At 59.6% G+C, this 18064-nt stretch carries 17 protein-coding genes; all 17 read right to left on the bottom strand.

The annotated features are described in order from the left end of the window. Nucleotides 1-54: 54 nt before the first annotated feature. The 17 genes from flhB to I6L44_RS10885 all read right to left on the bottom strand — a co-directional run bounded on the left by flhB (nucleotide 55) and on the right by I6L44_RS10885 (nucleotide 17865). Nucleotides 55-1185, bottom strand: coding sequence for a flagellar biosynthesis protein FlhB (flhB, locus tag I6L44_RS10805; protein ID WP_216951807.1), 1131 nt, complete (start codon nucleotides 1183-1185; stop codon nucleotides 55-57). Further along, the gene (fliR, locus tag I6L44_RS10810; RefSeq protein WP_216951808.1) at nucleotides 1178-1975 is read right to left on the bottom strand and encodes a flagellar biosynthetic protein FliR; all 798 of its coding nucleotides are present in this window, start codon (nucleotides 1973-1975) and stop codon (nucleotides 1178-1180) included. The genes flhB and fliR overlap by 8 nt, the downstream gene beginning before the upstream one ends. Next, nucleotides 1972-2241, bottom strand: coding sequence for a flagellar biosynthesis protein FliQ (gene fliQ, locus I6L44_RS10815; protein WP_005334727.1), 270 nt, complete (start codon nucleotides 2239-2241; stop codon nucleotides 1972-1974). The genes fliR and fliQ overlap by 4 nt, the downstream gene beginning before the upstream one ends. A 25-nt stretch (nucleotides 2242-2266) precedes the next feature. Then, a complete protein-coding gene (gene fliP, locus I6L44_RS10820) occupies nucleotides 2267-3040 on the bottom strand; it encodes a flagellar type III secretion system pore protein FliP (protein WP_216951809.1) in 774 nt (257 codons plus the stop codon). Further along, nucleotides 3027-3407, bottom strand: coding sequence for a flagellar biosynthetic protein FliO (fliO, locus tag I6L44_RS10825; RefSeq protein ID WP_216951810.1), 381 nt, complete (start codon nucleotides 3405-3407; stop codon nucleotides 3027-3029). The genes fliP and fliO overlap by 14 nt, the downstream gene beginning before the upstream one ends. Next, entirely contained in the window at nucleotides 3404-3796 is a 393-nt protein-coding gene (gene fliN / locus I6L44_RS10830; protein WP_005343964.1) for a flagellar motor switch protein FliN, read from the bottom strand. Before fliN ends, fliO begins: the two co-directional genes overlap by 4 nt. A 49-nt stretch (nucleotides 3797-3845) precedes the next feature. Continuing rightward, nucleotides 3846-4916: a flagellar motor switch protein FliM gene (gene fliM, locus I6L44_RS10835; RefSeq protein ID WP_216951811.1), complete on the bottom strand. Its 1071-nt coding sequence runs from the start codon at nucleotides 4914-4916 to the stop codon at nucleotides 3846-3848. Between the two features lie 7 nt (nucleotides 4917-4923). Beyond that, nucleotides 4924-5439 carry a flagellar basal body-associated protein FliL gene (fliL, locus tag I6L44_RS10840; RefSeq protein WP_005334744.1) on the bottom strand — a complete coding sequence of 172 codons (516 nt, stop codon included), beginning with the start codon at nucleotides 5437-5439 and terminating at the stop codon, nucleotides 4924-4926. 57 nt (nucleotides 5440-5496) lie between these two features. Then, nucleotides 5497-7434 (bottom strand): flagellar hook-length control protein FliK, encoded by a 1938-nt coding sequence (locus I6L44_RS10845; RefSeq protein WP_216951812.1) that lies wholly within the window; start codon nucleotides 7432-7434, stop codon nucleotides 5497-5499. Nucleotides 7435-7501: 67 nt separating this feature from the next. Further along, the gene (fliJ, locus tag I6L44_RS10850; protein ID WP_216951813.1) at nucleotides 7502-7942 is read right to left on the bottom strand and encodes a flagellar export protein FliJ; all 441 of its coding nucleotides are present in this window, start codon (nucleotides 7940-7942) and stop codon (nucleotides 7502-7504) included. Nucleotides 7943-7969: 27 nt separating this feature from the next. Further along, complete coding sequence (gene fliI / locus I6L44_RS10855) at nucleotides 7970-9301, bottom strand: flagellar protein export ATPase FliI (RefSeq protein WP_216951814.1); 1332 nt, start codon at nucleotides 9299-9301, stop codon at nucleotides 7970-7972. 52 nt (nucleotides 9302-9353) lie between these two features. Then, complete coding sequence (fliH, locus tag I6L44_RS10860; protein ID WP_216951815.1) at nucleotides 9354-10172, bottom strand: flagellar assembly protein FliH; 819 nt, start codon at nucleotides 10170-10172, stop codon at nucleotides 9354-9356. A gap of 68 nt (nucleotides 10173-10240) precedes the next feature. Then, a complete protein-coding gene (gene fliG, locus I6L44_RS10865; RefSeq protein ID WP_216951816.1) occupies nucleotides 10241-11302 on the bottom strand; it encodes a flagellar motor switch protein FliG in 1062 nt (353 codons plus the stop codon). Then, complete coding sequence (gene fliF / locus I6L44_RS10870) at nucleotides 11295-13001, bottom strand: flagellar basal-body MS-ring/collar protein FliF (protein ID WP_216951817.1); 1707 nt, start codon at nucleotides 12999-13001, stop codon at nucleotides 11295-11297. The genes fliG and fliF overlap by 8 nt, the downstream gene beginning before the upstream one ends. Nucleotides 13002-13046: 45 nt before the next feature. Further along, a complete protein-coding gene (gene fliE / locus I6L44_RS10875) occupies nucleotides 13047-13364 on the bottom strand; it encodes a flagellar hook-basal body complex protein FliE (protein WP_042011636.1) in 318 nt (105 codons plus the stop codon). A gap of 347 nt (nucleotides 13365-13711) precedes the next feature. Next, a complete protein-coding gene (locus I6L44_RS10880; protein WP_216951818.1) occupies nucleotides 13712-16816 on the bottom strand; it encodes an efflux RND transporter permease subunit in 3105 nt (1034 codons plus the stop codon). Then, on the bottom strand, nucleotides 16816-17865 hold the full coding sequence (locus I6L44_RS10885; RefSeq protein WP_216951819.1) for an efflux RND transporter periplasmic adaptor subunit: 1050 nt from the start codon (nucleotides 17863-17865) through the stop codon (nucleotides 16816-16818). Before I6L44_RS10885 ends, I6L44_RS10880 begins: the two co-directional genes overlap by 1 nt. Nucleotides 17866-18064 lie beyond the last annotated feature (199 nt).

Here is an 18064-nt window from a genome sequence, read left to right on the forward strand (position 1 = left end):
ACAATGCAACACATTGAAATGCAATGAATTTATTTTGACAACGTCAGAACTTTGTCATTTGCGATATTCGGTCGGAATGGGCAGATCTTTAGCCAGCGGCTGAGGACGGCGCCCCTGGCCACGGCGGAATTTCTTGAGCTGGAAGACATAGGCCAGAACCTGGGCAACCGCCGCAAACAACCCTTCCGGGATCTCGTGGCCCAACTCGGTAGAGTGGTAGATAGCCCGGGTCAAGGCCGGTGACGGCATGATGGGTATCTCGTATTCTCTAGCTATCTCCCTGATCTTCATTGCAATTTCATCAGTTCCCTTGGCCAAGACCTTGGGCGCAGCACCGGGTTTGCCCGCATCATACTTGAGCGCTACCGAGTAGTGAGTCGGGTTGGTGATCACCACATCAGCCTTGGGTACATCCCCCATCATCCGGCGCATCGCCATCTGCATCTGCAACTGGCGGATCTTGCCCTTTACCTCGGGTTTACCCTCGCTATCCTTGAACTCGTCCTTCACCTCCTGCTTGGTCATCTTGAGCTGACGCATATGGTTCCATTTTTGGAACGGCACATCGATGGCAACAATAGGCAACAGGGCACAGCAAAGAATGATCAGCATCCACAAAAAAAGGTCGAGGGCATCTATAATCCCACCGGGGAATCCCTCCATGGAGAGGTTGAGCAGATGATCAAACTGGCTGGAGAGCATCCACCAGGCAAACAGGGTGATGAACACCACCTTGGCGATGGACTTGACCAGCTCAATCAGCGACTGCACCCCAAACATCCGCTTGAACCCGCTGATGGGGCTCATCTTGCTGAATTTCGGCATCATTGCTTCAGTGGAGAAGTTCATCCCCCCCATCAGGATATTGCCGATAAAAGCTGCAATAGCGACCAGAGCGAATAGCAATCCGAGCGGAAACACCAGTTCCCCCAGCAGCGCCGGCACCATGGCAACCATGGCATTGGGATCGAAAGCCTGCTCTCTGTTCAGCGTGAAGCCCATGGTCACCACCTTGAGCATGGCGTTCGCCAGGTAACCCTTGATAAACAGCAGGCCAAATACGGCTGACAACAGCACACTGGCTGTTCCCAGCTCCTTTGAACGTGCAATCTGCCCTTTTTCACGGGCCTGTTGCAGTCGTTTGCCCGTGGGTTGTTCGGTACGTTCCTGGTCGGTATCAGCCATTGACACCTCCGAAACATTGGGTGTCAATCAGCTCGCAACTGACCTCCTGCACCCGCTCCCACAAGGTGTCGAAATGGCCGAGGAACCCGCCGATCGTAAGCCAGAGGATAAGCAAACCCGACATCATGCTGACGGCAAAACCGATACTGAAAATATTGAGCTGGGGGGCTGCCCGGGTCATCACGCCAAAAGCGAAGTTGATGAGCAACAGCGCCACGATGGCAGAGAGGGCCATCACCAGCGAGGCCTGATACATGACCCCCAGGAACGCGCTCAGGGTTTGCATAGAAGAGAGTGACAGACCGCTATCGGAGATGGGTAGCGTCTCAAAACTGAGGATAACCAGGCGTAGCATCACCAGATGACCATCAAGCGCCAGAAATACCAGAGTCGCCAGCATCAGATAAAACTGACCGACCACAGGGGCCGACTGGCCATTCATCGGATCCACCAGGGTGGCAAAACCCAGACTGGTTTGCATGGCTATCACCTGCCCCGCCATCACGAAGCTTTCCATCAGAAACTGGGTCATCAACCCCAGCGCAATACCGATCAGCAGCTGCTGGCCCAAGACCAGAAAACTGCCGGCAGAGAAGAGCTCCACTGGGGGCATGGGAGGGAGCAGAGGAGCAACCAGAAACGTCACGGCTACCGCCAGCCCCAACCTGATCCGAGCGGCGACCAGCCGGCTGCCAAATACCGCCATCACCATGAAAAGGCTGCTTATTCTAGCCAGTGGCCAGAGAATGGACGACAACCACTCCATGATCAGAGCGGTGGTATAGGTCACCCCACCACCTCGGGAATTTGATTGACCATCAGGATGAAGAAGTCCATCAGACTCTGCATTCCCCAGTGAGCACCAATCCCTAGGGCCAAAAGGGTCACGATGAGACGGGGCAGAAAGCTCAAGGTCTGTTCGTTGATGGAGGTGGCGGCCTGAAAGATGGCTACCACCAACCCGATAGCAAGGCTGGGCAGGATCACGGCGCTGACCATGATATTGACCAGCCAGAGCGCCTCACGAAATACATCGACAAAGGTTTCTGGACTCATGTTCGGGCTCCTTGCATGGGACCGGTTAACCGGCACCCAGTCCGAAACTGTTGGCCAGCGAACCCAGGATCAGGTTCCAGCCATCCACCATCACAAACAGCATCAGTTTGAAAGGCAACGAGACGATCATCGGCGAGAGCATCATCATCCCCATCGCCATCAAGATACTGGCGACCACCAGATCGATGACCAGAAACGGCAAGAACAGCATAAAGCCAATCTGGAAGGCTGTTTTCAGTTCGCTGGTGACAAAGGCCGGGATCAGCACCCGCAGCGGCACATCGGCAGGCTTCTCCACCTGCACGTTGGCGATCTCCATAAAAGTATTGAGATCCTTGATCCGGGTCTGGGCCAGCATGAACTGGTGGATGGGCAATTCAGCCCGTTCCAGCGCCTCCTTGGCCTCAATGGTTTCGGCCAGATAGGGCTGCAGTGCCTCGTCATTTATGCGATCCAGCACAGGCGACATGATGAAGAACGACATGAACAGGGCGATGCCGATCAACACCTGATTGGAGGGGCTCTGTTGCAGACCGATCGCCTGACGCAAGATACCCAACACTATGATGATACGGGTAAACGAGGTCATCATGATGACCATTGCCGGCAGGAATGAAAGTGCCGTCATCAACGCCAGCACCTGCAGGGTCAGGCTGTACTCCTGAGAGCCATCCCCCATGGTCTTGACGGTCACTGCCGACATGCCGTCCTGCGCCAGCGCAGGCCAGGCGCAAAACAGCGAAATCAACAGGCTGGCCAGCAATCCGCTTTGCCACAACAAGCCGTTAGTTTTTTTCATGTTTGCCCATCAACTTACCCAGCTGCTGGGAAAACGCCTGCGGCTGCTGTTCGTCCAGCGGCTCCTCCAGCCGATAGAGAAAGTTGACCTGCTGCGGCGTTACGCCGACCAGCAGCTGCTGCTCACCCACCTTGACCACCAGCAACTTCTCCTTGTAGCCCACAGGCAGCGTAGCAATCACTCTCATCTGCCCGCCCCCCATGGCGGTGGCAATTTTGCTCTTCTTGAGCAAGAAACCCAGCACCAGAATAAGCCCGATCACCATCAGGCTGGAGAGCAGCCAGGAGCTCAGGCTGGGAGGGTTGGCGGCCCCCCCCACCTCGGCAAACACCGGCAATGGCAGCCACAACAGCAGCAGACGCATCATTTGAGTTTCTTAATCCGTTCAATCTGGCTGATGACGTCGGTCAGGCGAATACCGAACTTGTCGTTCACCACCACCACCTCGCCGTGAGCGATCAGGGTACCGTTAACCAGCACGTCGAGGGGCTCGCCCGCCACCCTATCCAGCTCCACGACCGAGCCCTGGTTGAGCTGCAGCAGGTTACGAATGCTAATCTGGCTGCGACCGACCTCCATCGAGATGGTGACCGGAATATCCAGAATGGTGTCAAGCTTGCGCCGCTCCTCGGCACTGATGGGGGCATCGTCCTTGAGCTCTTCCAGCGGGGCCGGTTTGGCTTCCGCCGTCACCTGCTCCTCCAGTGCTGCCGCCCAGGCATCAGCCATCAGATCCTCTTCCTCTGTTCCGCTCATCTTGTTTCCTTATACCACTTCGTGACGATCAATAACTGCAAACCGTCGATTAACGCTGTTGTTCTTCGATGCTGCGCTCAAGCTCTTCAAGCTCGGCCTCACCATCGATACGTACACCACCCCGGGTCACCAGATGCATCTCGGTCTTGACCCCTTCCGGGCGCTTGAGCTTGTCGGTGATCTTGAGTGCCACATTCTCCTTGGTCCGCCCCATCTTGGCATGGAAGGTGGGCAAGTCCTCCACAAAAACCAGCAGATTTTCCGGCATATCGACCGGAATGATATCGCCAGGTCGCAGCTCCATCAGTTCACGCAGGGTGAGTTCGGTCTCCAGCAGTTTGGCCCTCAACTCGACCTTTACATCCATGATCTCGTCACGAAGTGCCTTGCTCCAGCGCACGTCTGTGTCACCCTTGTCACTCTGCACACCGGCATCGAGCAGTTCACGGATCGGCTCCAGCATGGAGTAGGGCATGGCCACGTGGAAATCGCCGCCGCCACCATCGAGTTCGATGTGAAACGAGCTCACCACAATCACTTCGGTCGGGCTGACGATGTTGGCCATCGCCGGGTTCACTTCAGAGTCGAGATACTCGAACCCTACGTCCATCACCGGCGCCCAGGCATCCTTGTAATCCTCAAACACCAGTTTGAGCAGCATCTGGATAATGCGCCGTTCGGTCGGCGTGAACTCGCGCCCTTCAATCTTGGCGTGATAACGGCCATCGCCACCGAAGAAGTTCTCCACCAGGATGAAGACCAGTCGGGCCTCCATGGTGATGAGTGCCGTCCCCTTGAGCGGGCGGAAGCGCACCATGTTGAGACTGGTCGGCACAAACAGGGTATGAACATACTCGCCAAACTTGAGCATCTGCACCCCGTTGATGGAGACCTCGGCGGTACGACGCATCATGTTGAACAGGCTGATCCGCATATGGCGGGCGAAACGCTCATTCACCAGCTCCAGCGTCGGCATGCGACCACGGACGATGCGGTCCTGGGAGGAGAAGTCAAACTGGGCTACGCCGGGGTCTCCAGCGCCGCCTATCTCTTCCTCTTCGACATCATCGACACCGTGCAAGAGGGCATCAATTTCGTCCTGACTTAACAGATCGCTCACGCTTCACCTACTGCATTACAAAGCCGGTAAACAGCACTTGTTCGATAACGGGGGAAGAGACCAGGTCCTTGAGCACCCGACGGCACTCTTCCAGTGAATCCTTGCGCAGCTTCTCCTTGCCTTCAAAGGTCATCAGCTGTTCGGCACTGGCTGCGCTGAATACCCGCAGCAAGGTGCCTTCAATCAGGGGGATATTCTGTTTGGCCAGCGTCTCGTCGGCGGTACCGCGCACCATCAGCTGGATCTTGATCTGCACCAGTCGATCTCGCTGGGCTCCTGCGACGTTGAAGACAAAGGGACGCGGCATACCGACATAGAGGGAAGGTTTAGGCGCTTCCTCCTTGGGTGCGGCCTCGGCACCTTCCGCCGCTTCAGCGGGCGGTTTATCGGAGCCGGAGAGCATCAGGAAGGCGCCAGCACCACCACCGCCCAGCAAAATTACCGCCAGGGCAATGATAATGATCAGCTTCTTTTTCTTGCCCGCAGCCGGGTCTTTTAGCGTCAACTCGTTATCGTCAGCCATCCCTTGTCCACCCTAGTCTCAAACTTGTTCGATATCATAAACTTACTCGGGATTGCATCAAGCATAGAAATCAATTCCGGAACCGTTTGTCGATTCCACCAGCAAACTGGGGTTGGAAGTGGTGAGTTCCCCTTCAACCAGCCCGTTACCGGACCGCGGCTGACCACTACTCTGACCTTGCTGCCCCTGCCCGTTAAAGGTGGGCTGGCCCTGTTGCTGCTGTTGTTGCGACTGCTGCTGCACCTGCGTCTGACCAAGCTGGATCCCCTGCCCTGCCAGCATGTCACGCAGCCGGGGCATCGCCTGCTCCAGCATCTCGCGGGTCTGTCCATGTTGTACCACAAAATGGACGTTGGCCTGGCTGTCAGCTCCCATCTGGATCTGGATCTTCATCTTGCCAAGGCCGAGGGGGTCGAGCTGAATTTCCGCCTGTTGCAGTTTCTCGGCCAGCATCACATTGACCTTCTGGTGCAATTCGGCAGGCGCTTCCTGACTGGCCAGTTTCAAATGGGGTAAATTCTGCGGCTCACGGCGCAACGTGCCCTCAGCGGCGGGCGCCCGGCTGTCGGCCACCTGGGGCTGAGGCTGGCTGTTCTGGCCATGCTGTACAGTCTGGCTCTGGCTGCTCTCGCTGCTCGATGTCGTAGCGACAAGACTCTTCTCAGACTCACCGGCCTTCGGTTTTACCTCAAGCGAAACCGCTTTGCGCACCTCGTCGGTGCCCGTCACTTCCATCTGCCTGATCCCGGCTGAAATGCTCGACAGCGGTGCTTGCGGCCCCTGAGATTCGGCCTGCGCCAACACCTGCTGCGGCGCCACCATCACGGGTGCGGCAGCGCTATCGGTCTGAGTCGTCACATTTGGCGTCACGCTGCTCTGGGCTGTGGCACTTTGCACTGTCGTCACTTGCGCCGCACCTGGATTGGAGGATGTGGTTGTCGCTGCCTGCTGTCCCCCCTCGGCGCTACTCTTATCAGCTCCCTTGCCAGCCCCATTAGCGATGCTCTCTACGGCAGTAGAAGTGGTTGAGCTACCCGCATCTGGTTGTTTGCCCCCCTCACCGAATGCCTTGAGCACCGCCCCCTGAGTCGCGGCTTGAGCAGCTTGTCCCTTGCCGGTCACGACGCTGCTGGCAGCGGGGTCGGATTTGCTGTCATCTCCCTCTTTCACTGCGGGTGACTCACCACTATTTGCCGCATTGGCGGACGCCTCAACCGGCAACACCCTGGCCAGTTGGGCCATCCGCTCAGCCCCCGTAAGGGGCTTGGTGAGCTTGCCATCTGCCCCGAGAGTTTCACCCTTGGCAGAGACTTTCTCCCCGGGCTGACCATCTTGGGTGGCGGCGGCATCCTTCCCCTCAGAAGTGTTGGGAGCGGAGGACAGTACGGCGGTCGAGGCGTCGCCCTGCTCAATCACTCCTCCTGCAGAGAGTGAAACCGGAGTTTCAAGGGATGATTTACCAGTCGTAGCCAGAAGCGACTGCGCCCCGGACTGATCGGCAAGTTGGCGTACAGTCCTGTCAGTTGCAGGGGACTGCTCGCTTTCATCAAGCGCAATCCCCTCCAGCGCACCCTCTTGCGGCAACGGATTGCCGTCTGCCGCAGTGGCGCTCTGTTGGGCCGCCACCGCCAGTTGGGGTGTCACTAGCGAGGTATCGAGCTTGAGGGAGTCTTGCAGACGGAGCAGAAAGTCGGTGGCAGGGAGCTCCTCCGCCTTGTTGTCGGCGCCAGGCTCCTGCTCCTTGCTGGCCTCCTCTTTGGGAGAGGCGCCCTCGGTCGCCAAAGATTTGGCTGATCGGACATTTTTATCGCCCTGAGTAGCCTCGGCGGCGCCCTGTTCGCTGTTCCGGGCCTTGGCAATCAGAGTGGCGAAATCACCCTTGCTGTCGCGCCCCCCCAGATCGATGCCATTGCTCTCGACTGAGCTGCTCAGAGGCGCTTTGTCCAATCCGTTGGCCGCAGCCGAAGGCGTTTGTGTCAACACTGTCTGCATCATGATGGCATCCCTGAATTCTGGCGGCCCCCTACGAGATGGCCGCCGACAATGTCCAGATCAAAGCAAGTTACAGGCCAGATTGATGAAAACGCCGCAACATGGCGTACTCATCCAGCATCTTCTGCTCCTGACGCAGAGCTTTCTGCTGCTCGCGGCTCGCCTGCTTCTCCAGCAACAGCTCTACCGCCTTGCGTCGCTGCTGGGCAGCCAGCCACTCTCCACGACGTTGCTCCAGCGCCTGACGCACCTGCAGCACCCCTTCGTATTGCTGGGTCGCCGCCTGCTCAAGCTTGTTGATAAAGGCGTGATACTGGCTGTTTTGCTGGGGCGAAATCCCTTGTAAACCGCGATCGGTCCACTGCTGGTGGTAGATCTGGCGGTACTGGTTGAGGGCATTTTGCTGATCCATAAACAGCTTGAGATCCTGCTGCGCCTTCACCAGCGCCAGCGCACACTGCTGCTCTGCCTCAGCCAGCCGCTCTGCCAACAATAGCAACCCTTTACTCATAGTCGCACCCTCTCTTCCCAACCGTCATCAACGCATCAAGGGCATCGCCACCATCTGCAAGGCTTGCAGGCCATCATCGTAGTGAATGACCTCGCGCATCCCCTGCTGCAAGAACTGATCCAGGTAGGGTTTTTGAATGATGGCGCGGTCGATGCGGGGGTCGGAACCCTGACTGTAGGCACCGATGGTGATGAGATCCCGGTTCTGCTGATAGAGGGAGTAAAACTGCTTGAGGGTGCGCGCCAACTCCATGTGCTCAGGTGAAGTGACCATGGGCATGACCCGGCTGATGGATTTCTCGATGTCAATGGCCGGATAGTGGCCCGCATCGGCCAGCTCGCGCGACAGCACTATGTGGCCATCGAGGATCGCCCGCGCCGCATCGGCAATGGGATCTTGCAGGTCATCCCCCTCGGTCAATACGGTGAAGAATGCCGTGATGGAGCCCTGGCCGTCACTGCCGTTGCCTGCCCGCTCCACCAGCGCCGGTAATTTGGCAAATACCGACGGTGGATAGCCCTTGGTCGCTGGCGGCTCGCCCACCGCCAGCGCGATCTCACGCTGGGCCTGAGCGTAACGGGTAAGAGAGTCCATCAAGAGCAGCACATTAAGCCCCTGATCGCGGAAATACTCGGCGATGGCCAGCGCCGTTTCACACCCCTTGAGCCGCATCAGCGGCGAGGCATCGGCGGGAGCCGCTACCACCACGGAGCGGGCACGGCCCTCCTCTCCCAGAATGTCTTCAATAAACTCTTTAACTTCCCGGCCCCGTTCACCGATGAGGCCGACCACCACCACATCCGCCACCGAGCCGCGGGTCATCATGCCCAGCAGCACCGATTTACCGACACCGGAACCGGCAAACAGCCCCATCCGCTGGCCCTGCCCCACCGTCAGCACGGCGTTAATGGCGCGTACCCCGACATCCATCGGTTGATGGATCGGGCGGCGAGAGAGCGGGTTGATGCGGTGCTGGGCAAACTGCACCGTCCGGGACGAGATAATGGGGCCGAGGCCATCAAGCGGCTGGCCGATGCCGTCGATGACCCGACCAAGCAGGTTCATGCCAACAGGAATACCGTGCTCTTCGGTGATGGGCACCACACGGGCACCAGGGATAACCCCCTTGAGCTGTTCACTCGGCATAAGATAGAGGCGATCGCCCGAGAACCCCACCACTTCGGCCTCCAGCGTCCCATCCAGGGTATCGATGCGACACAAGGCTCCGATGGCAGCACGGCAGCCGATGGCTTCGAGGGTCAGCCCCACCACCCGGGTCAATTTGCCGGCAACCGACGGTTTGGGGGCGCTGTCGCGTACCTTGTACCCTTGCAACCGGTTCAGTAGCGAGCCGCTCATCTGGCCTCCTGGAAGCTAAAAAGTGCAGCCGGACGGTAACGTCCGGCATCGGTTATGGGCGTGGATCCTGCGAGGCCGGTTTCTGCGACGCATTGTCCCGCAAGAAGTTGCGCAGCAGCTGATCGATGCGCCCGGAGAGGGTCAGATCGATGCTGGAGAGCTCGGTGACCAGTTGCAGATCGCCGGGGGAGAGGGTGGGATCGCTCTGCAGTCGCCAGTGCCGCTTGGCGCACTCGTCGGCGCCAAATGCCTGCTCGATTCGCGTGATGTCATCGGGATGCAGCATCAGAGTCACCCCCTGCTCGGCGGCAGGCAGCAACGCCAGCCCCTCCTTGAGCGCCTCCAGCAGGATGCGGGGCGAGGTCTCTGCTTCATGGCGAATGAGCGCGCGGGCCAGTTGCATCACCAGCGAGACCAGTTGCTGCTCTACCGCCAGATCCAGCGCGCTCAGGGGATTGGCAAGGCGTGCGGCGAGACCCTGCCAGTGGGCGATCTCCTGCTCCACCAGATCGCGCCCCATGGCCAGCCCCTCCTCGCGCCCCTGTTCGAGACCTGCAGCATGACCCTGTTGCAATCCTTCCAGTTTGCCCTCTTCGAGCCCCTTGGCAAAACCGGCCTCGCGCCCTTCGGTCAGTCCCTCTTCCCAGGCGGCCTGACGGATCGCTTCGAGCTCTTCGGCGGTGATGCTGGGGGTCGGCTCCTGCTCGGGTTCCGGCTCCACCACCTCCTCTTCCTGCTGATACCAGTCAGGTGCAAGACCGAGCGCATTGGTCTCGGCCTCAGCCACCACGTCCATTTCGGGCCAGCCCCAGGCCTCTACCCGGGTCTCTTCCCCTTCAGGCCGCACATAACCACGCAGCTTGTTGTTCATCTATTCGCGCCGCTCCTTGCCAAGACAACATACTGGGCGGCAGACAGGTTACATGAGTTGGCCATGGTTTAGAGGAACTCCTCGCCACCGCCGGAACCCAGCATGATCTCGCCGGCATCCGCCAGACGGCGGGCGATGGAGAGGATCTCCTTCTGGGCAGCCTCCACCTCGGAGACCCGGATCGGCCCCATGGCCTCCAGATCGTCTGCCAGCATTTCTGCCGCCCGTTTCGACATGTTCTTGAAGATCTTCTCGCGCATCTGATCGTCGGACCCCTTGAGGGCGCGCTGCAACAGATCCCCAGGCACTTCCCGCAGCAGAGTCTGGATACCGCGATCGTCCACATCGATGAGGTTTTCGAACACGAACATCAAATCCTGGATCTGCTGGCTCATCTCTTCGTCCGACTCGCGGATGGAGTCCATCAACTGGCCTTCGATATTGGTATCCAGATAGTTCATGATGTTGGCGGCTGCCTTCAGGCCGCCCATCTTGGCTGCCTGGGCACCGGCCGCACCGGCGAACTGTTTCTCCATGATGTCGTTCAACTCTTGCAGTGCCGCCGGTTGTACCTCTTCGAGGTTGGCGATACGCATCACCAGATCGAGGCGCACCTGCTCCGGGAACTGGCTCAGGATCTCGGCGGACTGCTCCGGCTCCAGATAGGAGAGCACTATGGTCTGGATCTGCGGGTGTTCGTTCTGGATGATGCTGGCCACCTGACGGGCATCCATCCACTTGAGCGAATCGAGGCCACGGGCGCCGGAACCGAGAATGATCTGGTCCACCAGGTTGCTCGCCTTGTCCTCGCCAAGGGCCGCCACCAACGCCTTGCGCACAAAGTCTTCACTACCGATACCTATGTTGGTGTACTTCTGGATATCGTCGATGAATTGACGGTGCACCGCCGCCACCCGATCGTGACTGAAATCGGACATGGAGGCCATCGACATACCGAGTCGCTGCACCTGCTTGGGTTCGAGATGGCGGAAGATCTGGGCGGCATCCTCTTCGTTGAGGCTCAACATCAATACAGCCGCCATCTCCATACCGGACATCTGATCCAGCAACTGGCGCTGGCTGTCGGTAATGTCGTTGCCGGTCACCTGGCTTTTAGTTTCTTCAGGCATCTTTGGTTACCCACTCTTTAATGACCTGAGCGGCCAGATCCGGTTCGTTCGCCACCAGCGCACGCACCGCCTTGAGCAAATCTTCATCACGGTGCAGATCCGGCAGTTTCAGCTGACCATCGCGCACCCCGAATACCTGCTCTCCCTCAACCTGGGCTGCCAGCAAGCTGAGCTCGTCGTCACCCCCCAATACGGTGTGGTTGTCAAAGTCCACTTCCCCTTCCGGCTTGGCATCCGGATAGAGCAGCCGCTTGAGCATGGGGCGAACCACGGTGACGATCAAGACAATAATCACCAGTACCGAAGCGGCAATCCGTACCGCACGCCAGAACCAGGGCTGATCGTAGAGCGGCACCTCGGCCACGGTATCAAGCTCGGGACGATTGAACGGAATGGCGACCACCTCGAGGGTATCACCACGGGTCACATCAAAGCCAAGGCCACCGCTCAGCAAACGGCGCAGGGTATCGAGTTCCGCCTGGGTGCGCGCTTCGCGGGTCACAGCCCCGTCGGCACCGGGCACCGCCTTGTAATCCACCGCGACCGAGACGGTCATGCGGCGAATGCCCCCCATCTGGCGCCGGGTATGGCTGACGGTGGTATCCAGTTCGAAGTTGCGGGTCGCCTCTTTGCGAGAACGCCCCGAGGCAGCAACGCTGGCCCCATCACCGCCAGTGGCCTGTTCAGGAATATTGGACGCGGCAGGGGGCTGGTTGCTGAGAGCCCCCGGCACACCGCCATTGCTGCCGCCGGAGCTGTTCTCTTCCAACGTCATCTCGGAGCGCACTGCAGGCAGATCCGGGTTGTAGGTTTTGCGGGTCTGCTCCTGCTGGGAGAAGTCGAGGGAGAGATCCACTTCCGCCGTATAATTGTCGGCGCCAAGCACCGGGATCAGAATGGCGTCAATTTTTTGCTTGTACTCCAGCTCCTGCTTCTGCTGCATCGCAAATTCCTTGCGCGTCTGGGCAGAGACGGGATCCTGGGAGCCGGAATTAAGCAGGCGGCCATTCTGGTCGGTGACGGTGACACGAGTCGGCTCCAGGCCATGTACCGCAGAGGCCACCATATCGACGATGGAGTCCACCTCCCCCTGCCCCAGTGCCGCCCCTTTCAGGTTGAGTACCACGGTAGCACTGGGCTTGCGCTCGTTGCGGGCAAAGACGTTATCTTTGGGGATGGCCAGCAGCACCTGGGCCTTGGCCACATTCTGGAACTGTTCAATGGCGCTCGCCAACTGGCGCTCGCGACTCAACTTGAGGCGCTCGGCCTCCATCCGCTGGCTGACACCGAAACTGGAGTCCTTGAGCAGAATATCCTCTCCACCATTGGCTACATCGGCCGCATTGGTGAGGCCGGCCCGGGTCAGTGCCAACCGGATACTGGCAAAGTTCTCGGCACTAACCAGCACGCTCTTGCCATCGACCTCATAGGGGATCTTCTGCTGATCGAGGAAGTCGAGGGTCTTCACCAGCTCCTGAGTGGTATAGGTGCCAAGAGGGCGCATATCCGGCTCCTTGCCCCACAGCAGGATGAAGACGGCGATGGCCAGGCAGATGGCAAGCCCCAGGATCAGAGTGATCTGGCGCAGTACATCGGTATTGGACAAGAATCCCAGTGCCGAGCTCTTCTGCTCGTTGGCATCGAGGGCGGCGGTGCCCTCATCGTTTATCAGCAGATCGCCATTTTGGTCAGTAGCCACGATTTATGTCCTTATTGCTGACATGTCATGATGCACGGTCATCGCTCAGACCGGCATATTCATGATGGTTTTGTAGGCATCAACCATCTTGTTGCGCACCTGCACCGTCGCCTCGAAGGCGATGGAGGATTTCTGGCCCGCGATCATCACCTCGGCCAGATCCACCGACTTGTCGCCCATATCGAAACGGGTGCGCAGATCATTGGCTGCGCCCTGCAACTCGTTGACGTTACCGAGCGCCTGCTGCAACAGCAGGCCAAAATCGGAGGTCACCTGACGGCCAGGCTGTGACAGCGGGGTTGCACCGGCCTCTACCTTGAGAGCCTGCATCTCTTGCATCAGGCTGCTTGCACTAATTTCCATTTTCTGTCCCCAGACAAATCATTGACGCTGACGGACCAAAAGCAATAAAAGTGCCAATTAGGTAAAAACGATCTCAAGCCGCAGAAATGGAGGGGAAAAAGAGATGATGAGGGGGATCGGGGAATAGGCCGCTTCACGCACGGCACGGCTCCGTAACCGGCCACACCGTAGAACCGTGATGTTTGTCGAGCCACTTGACCAGTGGTTTGTTGTGAAGATTAACCACTCGACGGGCTATCAGTCCGGGGGGATGGCGCGTGCAGAGCCGGCTATCGGGCTCTGCACGCTTGTGGGTGCGGACTGATGCGCTCCACGGCCCCAGTCAAAGCTGGCATCGGACACTGCCGTTATGGCTCAGAAGTGTCCCCCCTGGCGGCCAGCGCCTCATCTACCTGCTGATCCCGCTGCCCGGTCATGCCGGCGTGACGGGCGATCAGGTGGTAGGTGGCGGGCACCACCAGCAGGGTAACCAGGGTCGCCAAGGAGAGACCGAAGAAGACCACGGTCCCCACCGCCATCCGGCTCTCGTAGCCAGCCCCCATGGAGAGCATCAGCGGCACAGCGCCGATGATGGCGGTGAGCGAGGTCATCAGGATCGGCCGAAGACGGCGCACCGAACCCGCGATGATCGCCTCTTCGAATCCTTCACCGCGCTGACGCAACTGGTTGATGAACTCGACGATGAGAATACCGTTCTTGGTCACCATGCCGATCAGCATGATCATCCCGATCTGGCTGTAGATGCTCATCTCCTGCCCCGTCAGCCAGAGGCCAAGCAGACCGCCGAAGATGCCGAGCGGCACCGTCATCATCACCACGGTCGGGGTGAGGGTGCTCTCGAACTGGGCCACCAGCACCAGATAGACCACCAGCAGGGCGAGGCCGAAGACCATCGCCATCTCCCCCTGATTGTCGCGGTAATCCTTGGAGTCACCGGCGTAATCGACCGTCATGCCGCTCGGCAGATGCTCGTTGGCCCAGCCGTCGAGGAAGTCGAGCGCCTCGCCCAGGGTGTGATCCGGTGCCACATCGGCGGTCAGGGTCACCGCCTTCTGGCGCTGATAGTGGTTGAGGCGATTGGCGGTCGCCACCTGCTTGACGGTCGCCAGGGTCGAGAGGCTCACCATCTCGCCATTGGCCGCTTTCAGGTAGATGCGGCCGAGATCCGAGATGCCGTTGAACTCCTTCTGGTTGGCGCGCAGATAGACGTCATACTCCTCGCCCCTGTCCACATAGGTGGTCTTGCTCACCCCGCCCAACATCGCCTGCAGGGTGCTGGCAACGGTGGAGACCGGTATGCCGAGCTGGCTGGCGCTGTCGCGCGAGACGGTCACCTGCAGCTCCGGCGTTTTCTCGGCGTAGTCGAGATCCGGGCTTATCATCAGGCCACTGGCCTGCGCTGCTTTTTGCAGCTCTAGCCCCTGCTGGTAGAGCTCGGCATAGTCGTTGCCCTGCAGCACGAACTGCACCGCAGCGGTAGAGCCGCCACGGAAGCCTGGCTGGAAGGTGCGGATCATCACATCGGGAATAACCGACAGCTTGGCCCCGAGCGAGCGGGAAAACTCGGTGGCGGTCACATCACGCTCGGCCCAGTCGGTGAGCTGGATGATCACCATGCCGGTCTGATCGCCGCCACGGCCAAAGGCGGGGGTACTGAAGCTCATCGCCTTGACCACCCCCTGGCCCAGCATCGGCATGATGGTCGATTCCACCTGCTGCATGTTGCGCTTCATCCGCTCGATGCTGGTCCCCTCCGCCCCCTTGACGAAGACGAAGACCACACCGCGATCCTCCGTCGGGGTGAGACTGCTAGGCAGCTGGGTAAAGAGGGCACCGATACCGGCCAGACAGAGCAGCAGCGCCAGCGGCATCCAGCGCGAGCGACGCAGCAGCCCCTGCAGCAGATGACGATAGTGCCCCTCCATCCGGCCCAAAGCACGATCGAGGGCCGCCGTCAGCCGGTTCGGCTTGTCGAGCGGGCGCATCAGCCAGGAGCCCATGGCTGGCGTGAGGGTCAGCGCCACCAGCGAGGAGCAGAGCACCGCCAACGAAAGCAACATCGCAAACTCGGTAAAGAGCCTGCCCACCATACCATCCATAAAAGCGATGGGAATAAAGACCATTACCAGCACGGCGGTGGTAGCGATGACCGCAAAGCCCACCTCGCGGGTGCCGTGCCAGGCCGCCAGCAGGGGGGGCTCACCCCGCTGCAGATGGTGGTGAATGTTCTCCACCACCACGATGGCATCATCCACCACCAGACCGATGGCGAGAATAAGCGCCAGCAGGGTGATGAGGTTGATGGAAAAACCGAGATACCAGGCGCCGATAAAGGCGGAGATGAGCGACACCGGGACCGTGATGGCCGGAATGAGTGTGGTGCGCCCCTGCCCGAGGAACAGATAGAGCACTGCCACCACCAGCACGGCACAGATGGCCAGTGTCTCATATACCTCGTCGATGGCCTGCTTGATAAAGATGGTGGAGTCGTAGTCAACCTCAAGGGTGGCCCCCTCCGGCAGGAAGCGCTGCATCTCCACCAGCTTCTTCTCCACCCCCTGTGCCACCGCCAGCGGGTTGGCGGTGGACTGGGCGACGATGCCGATACCCAGACTCTCGCGGCCATTGCGCTGGTAGGCGCTGTCTTCGTTCTTGGCTCCCACCTCCACATCGGCAATATCGGCCAGATAGACACTCTGACCGTTGGTCGCGGTACGGACCTGCAACTGCTGGAAATCTTCGGCGGTGTGGTAGAGCCGGGCAATCTGCACCGACATGGTCATGGAGTTGTTGCGGATCTCCCCCCCCGGCAGCTCTATGTTCTCGCGCTTGAGGGCATCCTGCACATCCGCTACCGTCACGCCGCGGGCCGCCATATCGGCCGGCCTCAACCGCACATACATCACCTGGGTCAGATCGCCGGAGAGCGCCACTTCACTCACCCCATCCACCAGGCTCAAGGGGTCGACCAGCACCCGGTTGGCGTAGTCGGTCATGGCGGTGCGATCCATCTGGCTGCTGCTGAAGTTGAGCCAGACCGCCACGTCACCGCTACCGCTATCCTTGGTCACCAGCGGTTCGTCGGCATCCTCCGGCAGCTTGCTCTTGGCGCGAGTCAGGGCGTCGCGCACATCGGAGACCCCCTCCACCATGTTCCAGCCAAGCTTGAACTCCACCGTGATCATCGAGCGCCCCTTGCGAGTCACCGAGTTGATATTCTTGATACCGCTGATGCCGGAGAGCTGATCCTCGATGGGCTTGGTGACCTGACTCTCCATCACTGCGGGAGCCGCTCCCTCATAGGTGGTGGTGATGGAGACCGACGGGATCTGCACGTCCGGCATCTCCCGCACCGTCAATTTGCTAAAAGCGACCAGACCGAACACGCTGAGCAGGGCGCTGAGCACCACCGCCACCAGCGGTCGGCGTACTGAGATATCGGAGAGCCACATCAGCCATTTACCTCCGCCAGATCGTGCACCTTGGCACCATCACGCAAGTTGACCAGCCCCTCGACCACGATGCGATCGCCGACTTTCAGCCCCTCGGTAACCCAGACAGTCTCACCCTCGGTCTCGCCGAGCACCACTGGCACCCGCTTGACCCGGCCATCGGCCTCAAGGCGATAGACGAAACGCTGCTCGCCGGCGTACTCCACCGACTGGGCAGGGATCAGAGTGAGCTGGCGGGAGGGGAGCAAGAGCTCCACGTTGAGCAGCATTCCCGGGCGCAACTGGCCGTTATTATTGGGTAACTCGACCCTCGCCTTGATGTTCTGGGTCTCGTTGGAGATACGGCTATCGAGGGTGGTGAGGGTGCCGTTAAAGCGCTGATCCGGCCAGGCTGCGCTGGTCGCTGTCACCGCCATGCCGGGGCGCAGCAGGGAAAGGTAGCGCTCCGGCACTGCCAGATCGAGGCGCAGGGTGTCGATATCGTCGAGGTGCAACAGGGTATCGCCGCTATTGACCAGGGCCCCTTCGCTCAAATCAATCAGGCTCACGGTACCGGCAAAGGGAGCGGTGAGAGTGCGCTGGGAGAGTTCGTAACGGGCGGCATCGACCCGCGCCTGCACCTGATCAACGGTGGCCTCCTGCCCCTCCAACACCGACTGGGTGACGGCTCCACGGGCGACCAGCTTGCGCATCTCGGTCAGCTTGCGATTCTCGTCGCGCAGACTGGCACTCTGCTCGGCCAGCTCCGCCTGTTGCTTGCCCGCATCCAGCGCGACCAGCGTATCGCCCTTGTTGACCTGCTGACCCGACTGCACCGCAATCTTGACCAGGCGCCCGGTCACCTCGGGAGTGATCACCACCGAGTGGTTGGCCGCCAGTTTACCTACCAGCTTGAGAGTCGGCTCGGCCAGACTCTGCTTGACGGTCTGGGTACGAATATTTATCTCGCGGGAAGGGGCTTTGGCTGCTGGTTGCAAGTGGCCAACCGCCCACCAGATGGCCGCTACCAGAGAGAGCAGGCCGAGGCCAATCCAGATACGCATTTTCATCAAACAATCCATGAAGTGTTAAGAAGGGGAAATCTGAGTGGGGGCCATTTTAGCCCCAGACTATGCCGTGACTATGTATAAATGTGACAAAACGTAACAGGTGCATGGTGAACTCACCCGGTTTCAGGTAGTTCAGTTTGTTTTCACACCACATCGCATACACTAACGACAATTTCCTTCGCAACCCGACTGACTGCCT

Source organism: Aeromonas sp. FDAARGOS 1414, assembly GCF_019047065.1.
GTDB classification, from domain to species: domain Bacteria; phylum Pseudomonadota; class Gammaproteobacteria; order Enterobacterales; family Aeromonadaceae; genus Aeromonas; species Aeromonas veronii_A.

What these genes read in the sequence shown, in the direction of transcription:
- fliH (WP_216951815.1), bottom strand. Translation starts at nt 10,172, where the DNA reads ATGAACAACAAGCTGCGTGGTTATGTGCGGCCTGAAGGGGAAGAGACC.
- fliO (WP_216951810.1), bottom strand. Translation starts at nt 3,407, where the DNA reads ATGATGCGTCTGCTGCTGTTGTGGCTGCCATTGCCGGTGTTTGCCGAG.
- I6L44_RS10845 (WP_216951812.1), bottom strand. Translation starts at nt 7,434, where the DNA reads ATGATGCAGACAGTGTTGACACAAACGCCTTCGGCTGCGGCCAACGGA.
- fliE (WP_042011636.1), bottom strand. Translation starts at nt 13,364, where the DNA reads ATGGAAATTAGTGCAAGCAGCCTGATGCAAGAGATGCAGGCTCTCAAG.
- fliN (WP_005343964.1), bottom strand. Translation starts at nt 3,796, where the DNA reads ATGAGCGGAACAGAGGAAGAGGATCTGATGGCTGATGCCTGGGCGGCA.
- fliG (WP_216951816.1), bottom strand. Translation starts at nt 11,302, where the DNA reads ATGCCTGAAGAAACTAAAAGCCAGGTGACCGGCAACGACATTACCGAC.
- flhB (WP_216951807.1), bottom strand. Translation starts at nt 1,185, where the DNA reads ATGGCTGATACCGACCAGGAACGTACCGAACAACCCACGGGCAAACGA.
- fliI (WP_216951814.1), bottom strand. Translation starts at nt 9,301, where the DNA reads ATGAGCGGCTCGCTACTGAACCGGTTGCAAGGGTACAAGGTACGCGAC.
- fliQ (WP_005334727.1), bottom strand. Translation starts at nt 2,241, where the DNA reads ATGAGTCCAGAAACCTTTGTCGATGTATTTCGTGAGGCGCTCTGGCTG.
- fliP (WP_216951809.1), bottom strand. Translation starts at nt 3,040, where the DNA reads ATGAAAAAAACTAACGGCTTGTTGTGGCAAAGCGGATTGCTGGCCAGC.
- fliL (WP_005334744.1), bottom strand. Translation starts at nt 5,439, where the DNA reads ATGGCTGACGATAACGAGTTGACGCTAAAAGACCCGGCTGCGGGCAAG.
- I6L44_RS10885 (WP_216951819.1), bottom strand. Translation starts at nt 17,865, where the DNA reads ATGAAAATGCGTATCTGGATTGGCCTCGGCCTGCTCTCTCTGGTAGCG.
- I6L44_RS10880 (WP_216951818.1), bottom strand. Translation starts at nt 16,816, where the DNA reads ATGTGGCTCTCCGATATCTCAGTACGCCGACCGCTGGTGGCGGTGGTG.
- fliJ (WP_216951813.1), bottom strand. Translation starts at nt 7,942, where the DNA reads ATGAGTAAAGGGTTGCTATTGTTGGCAGAGCGGCTGGCTGAGGCAGAG.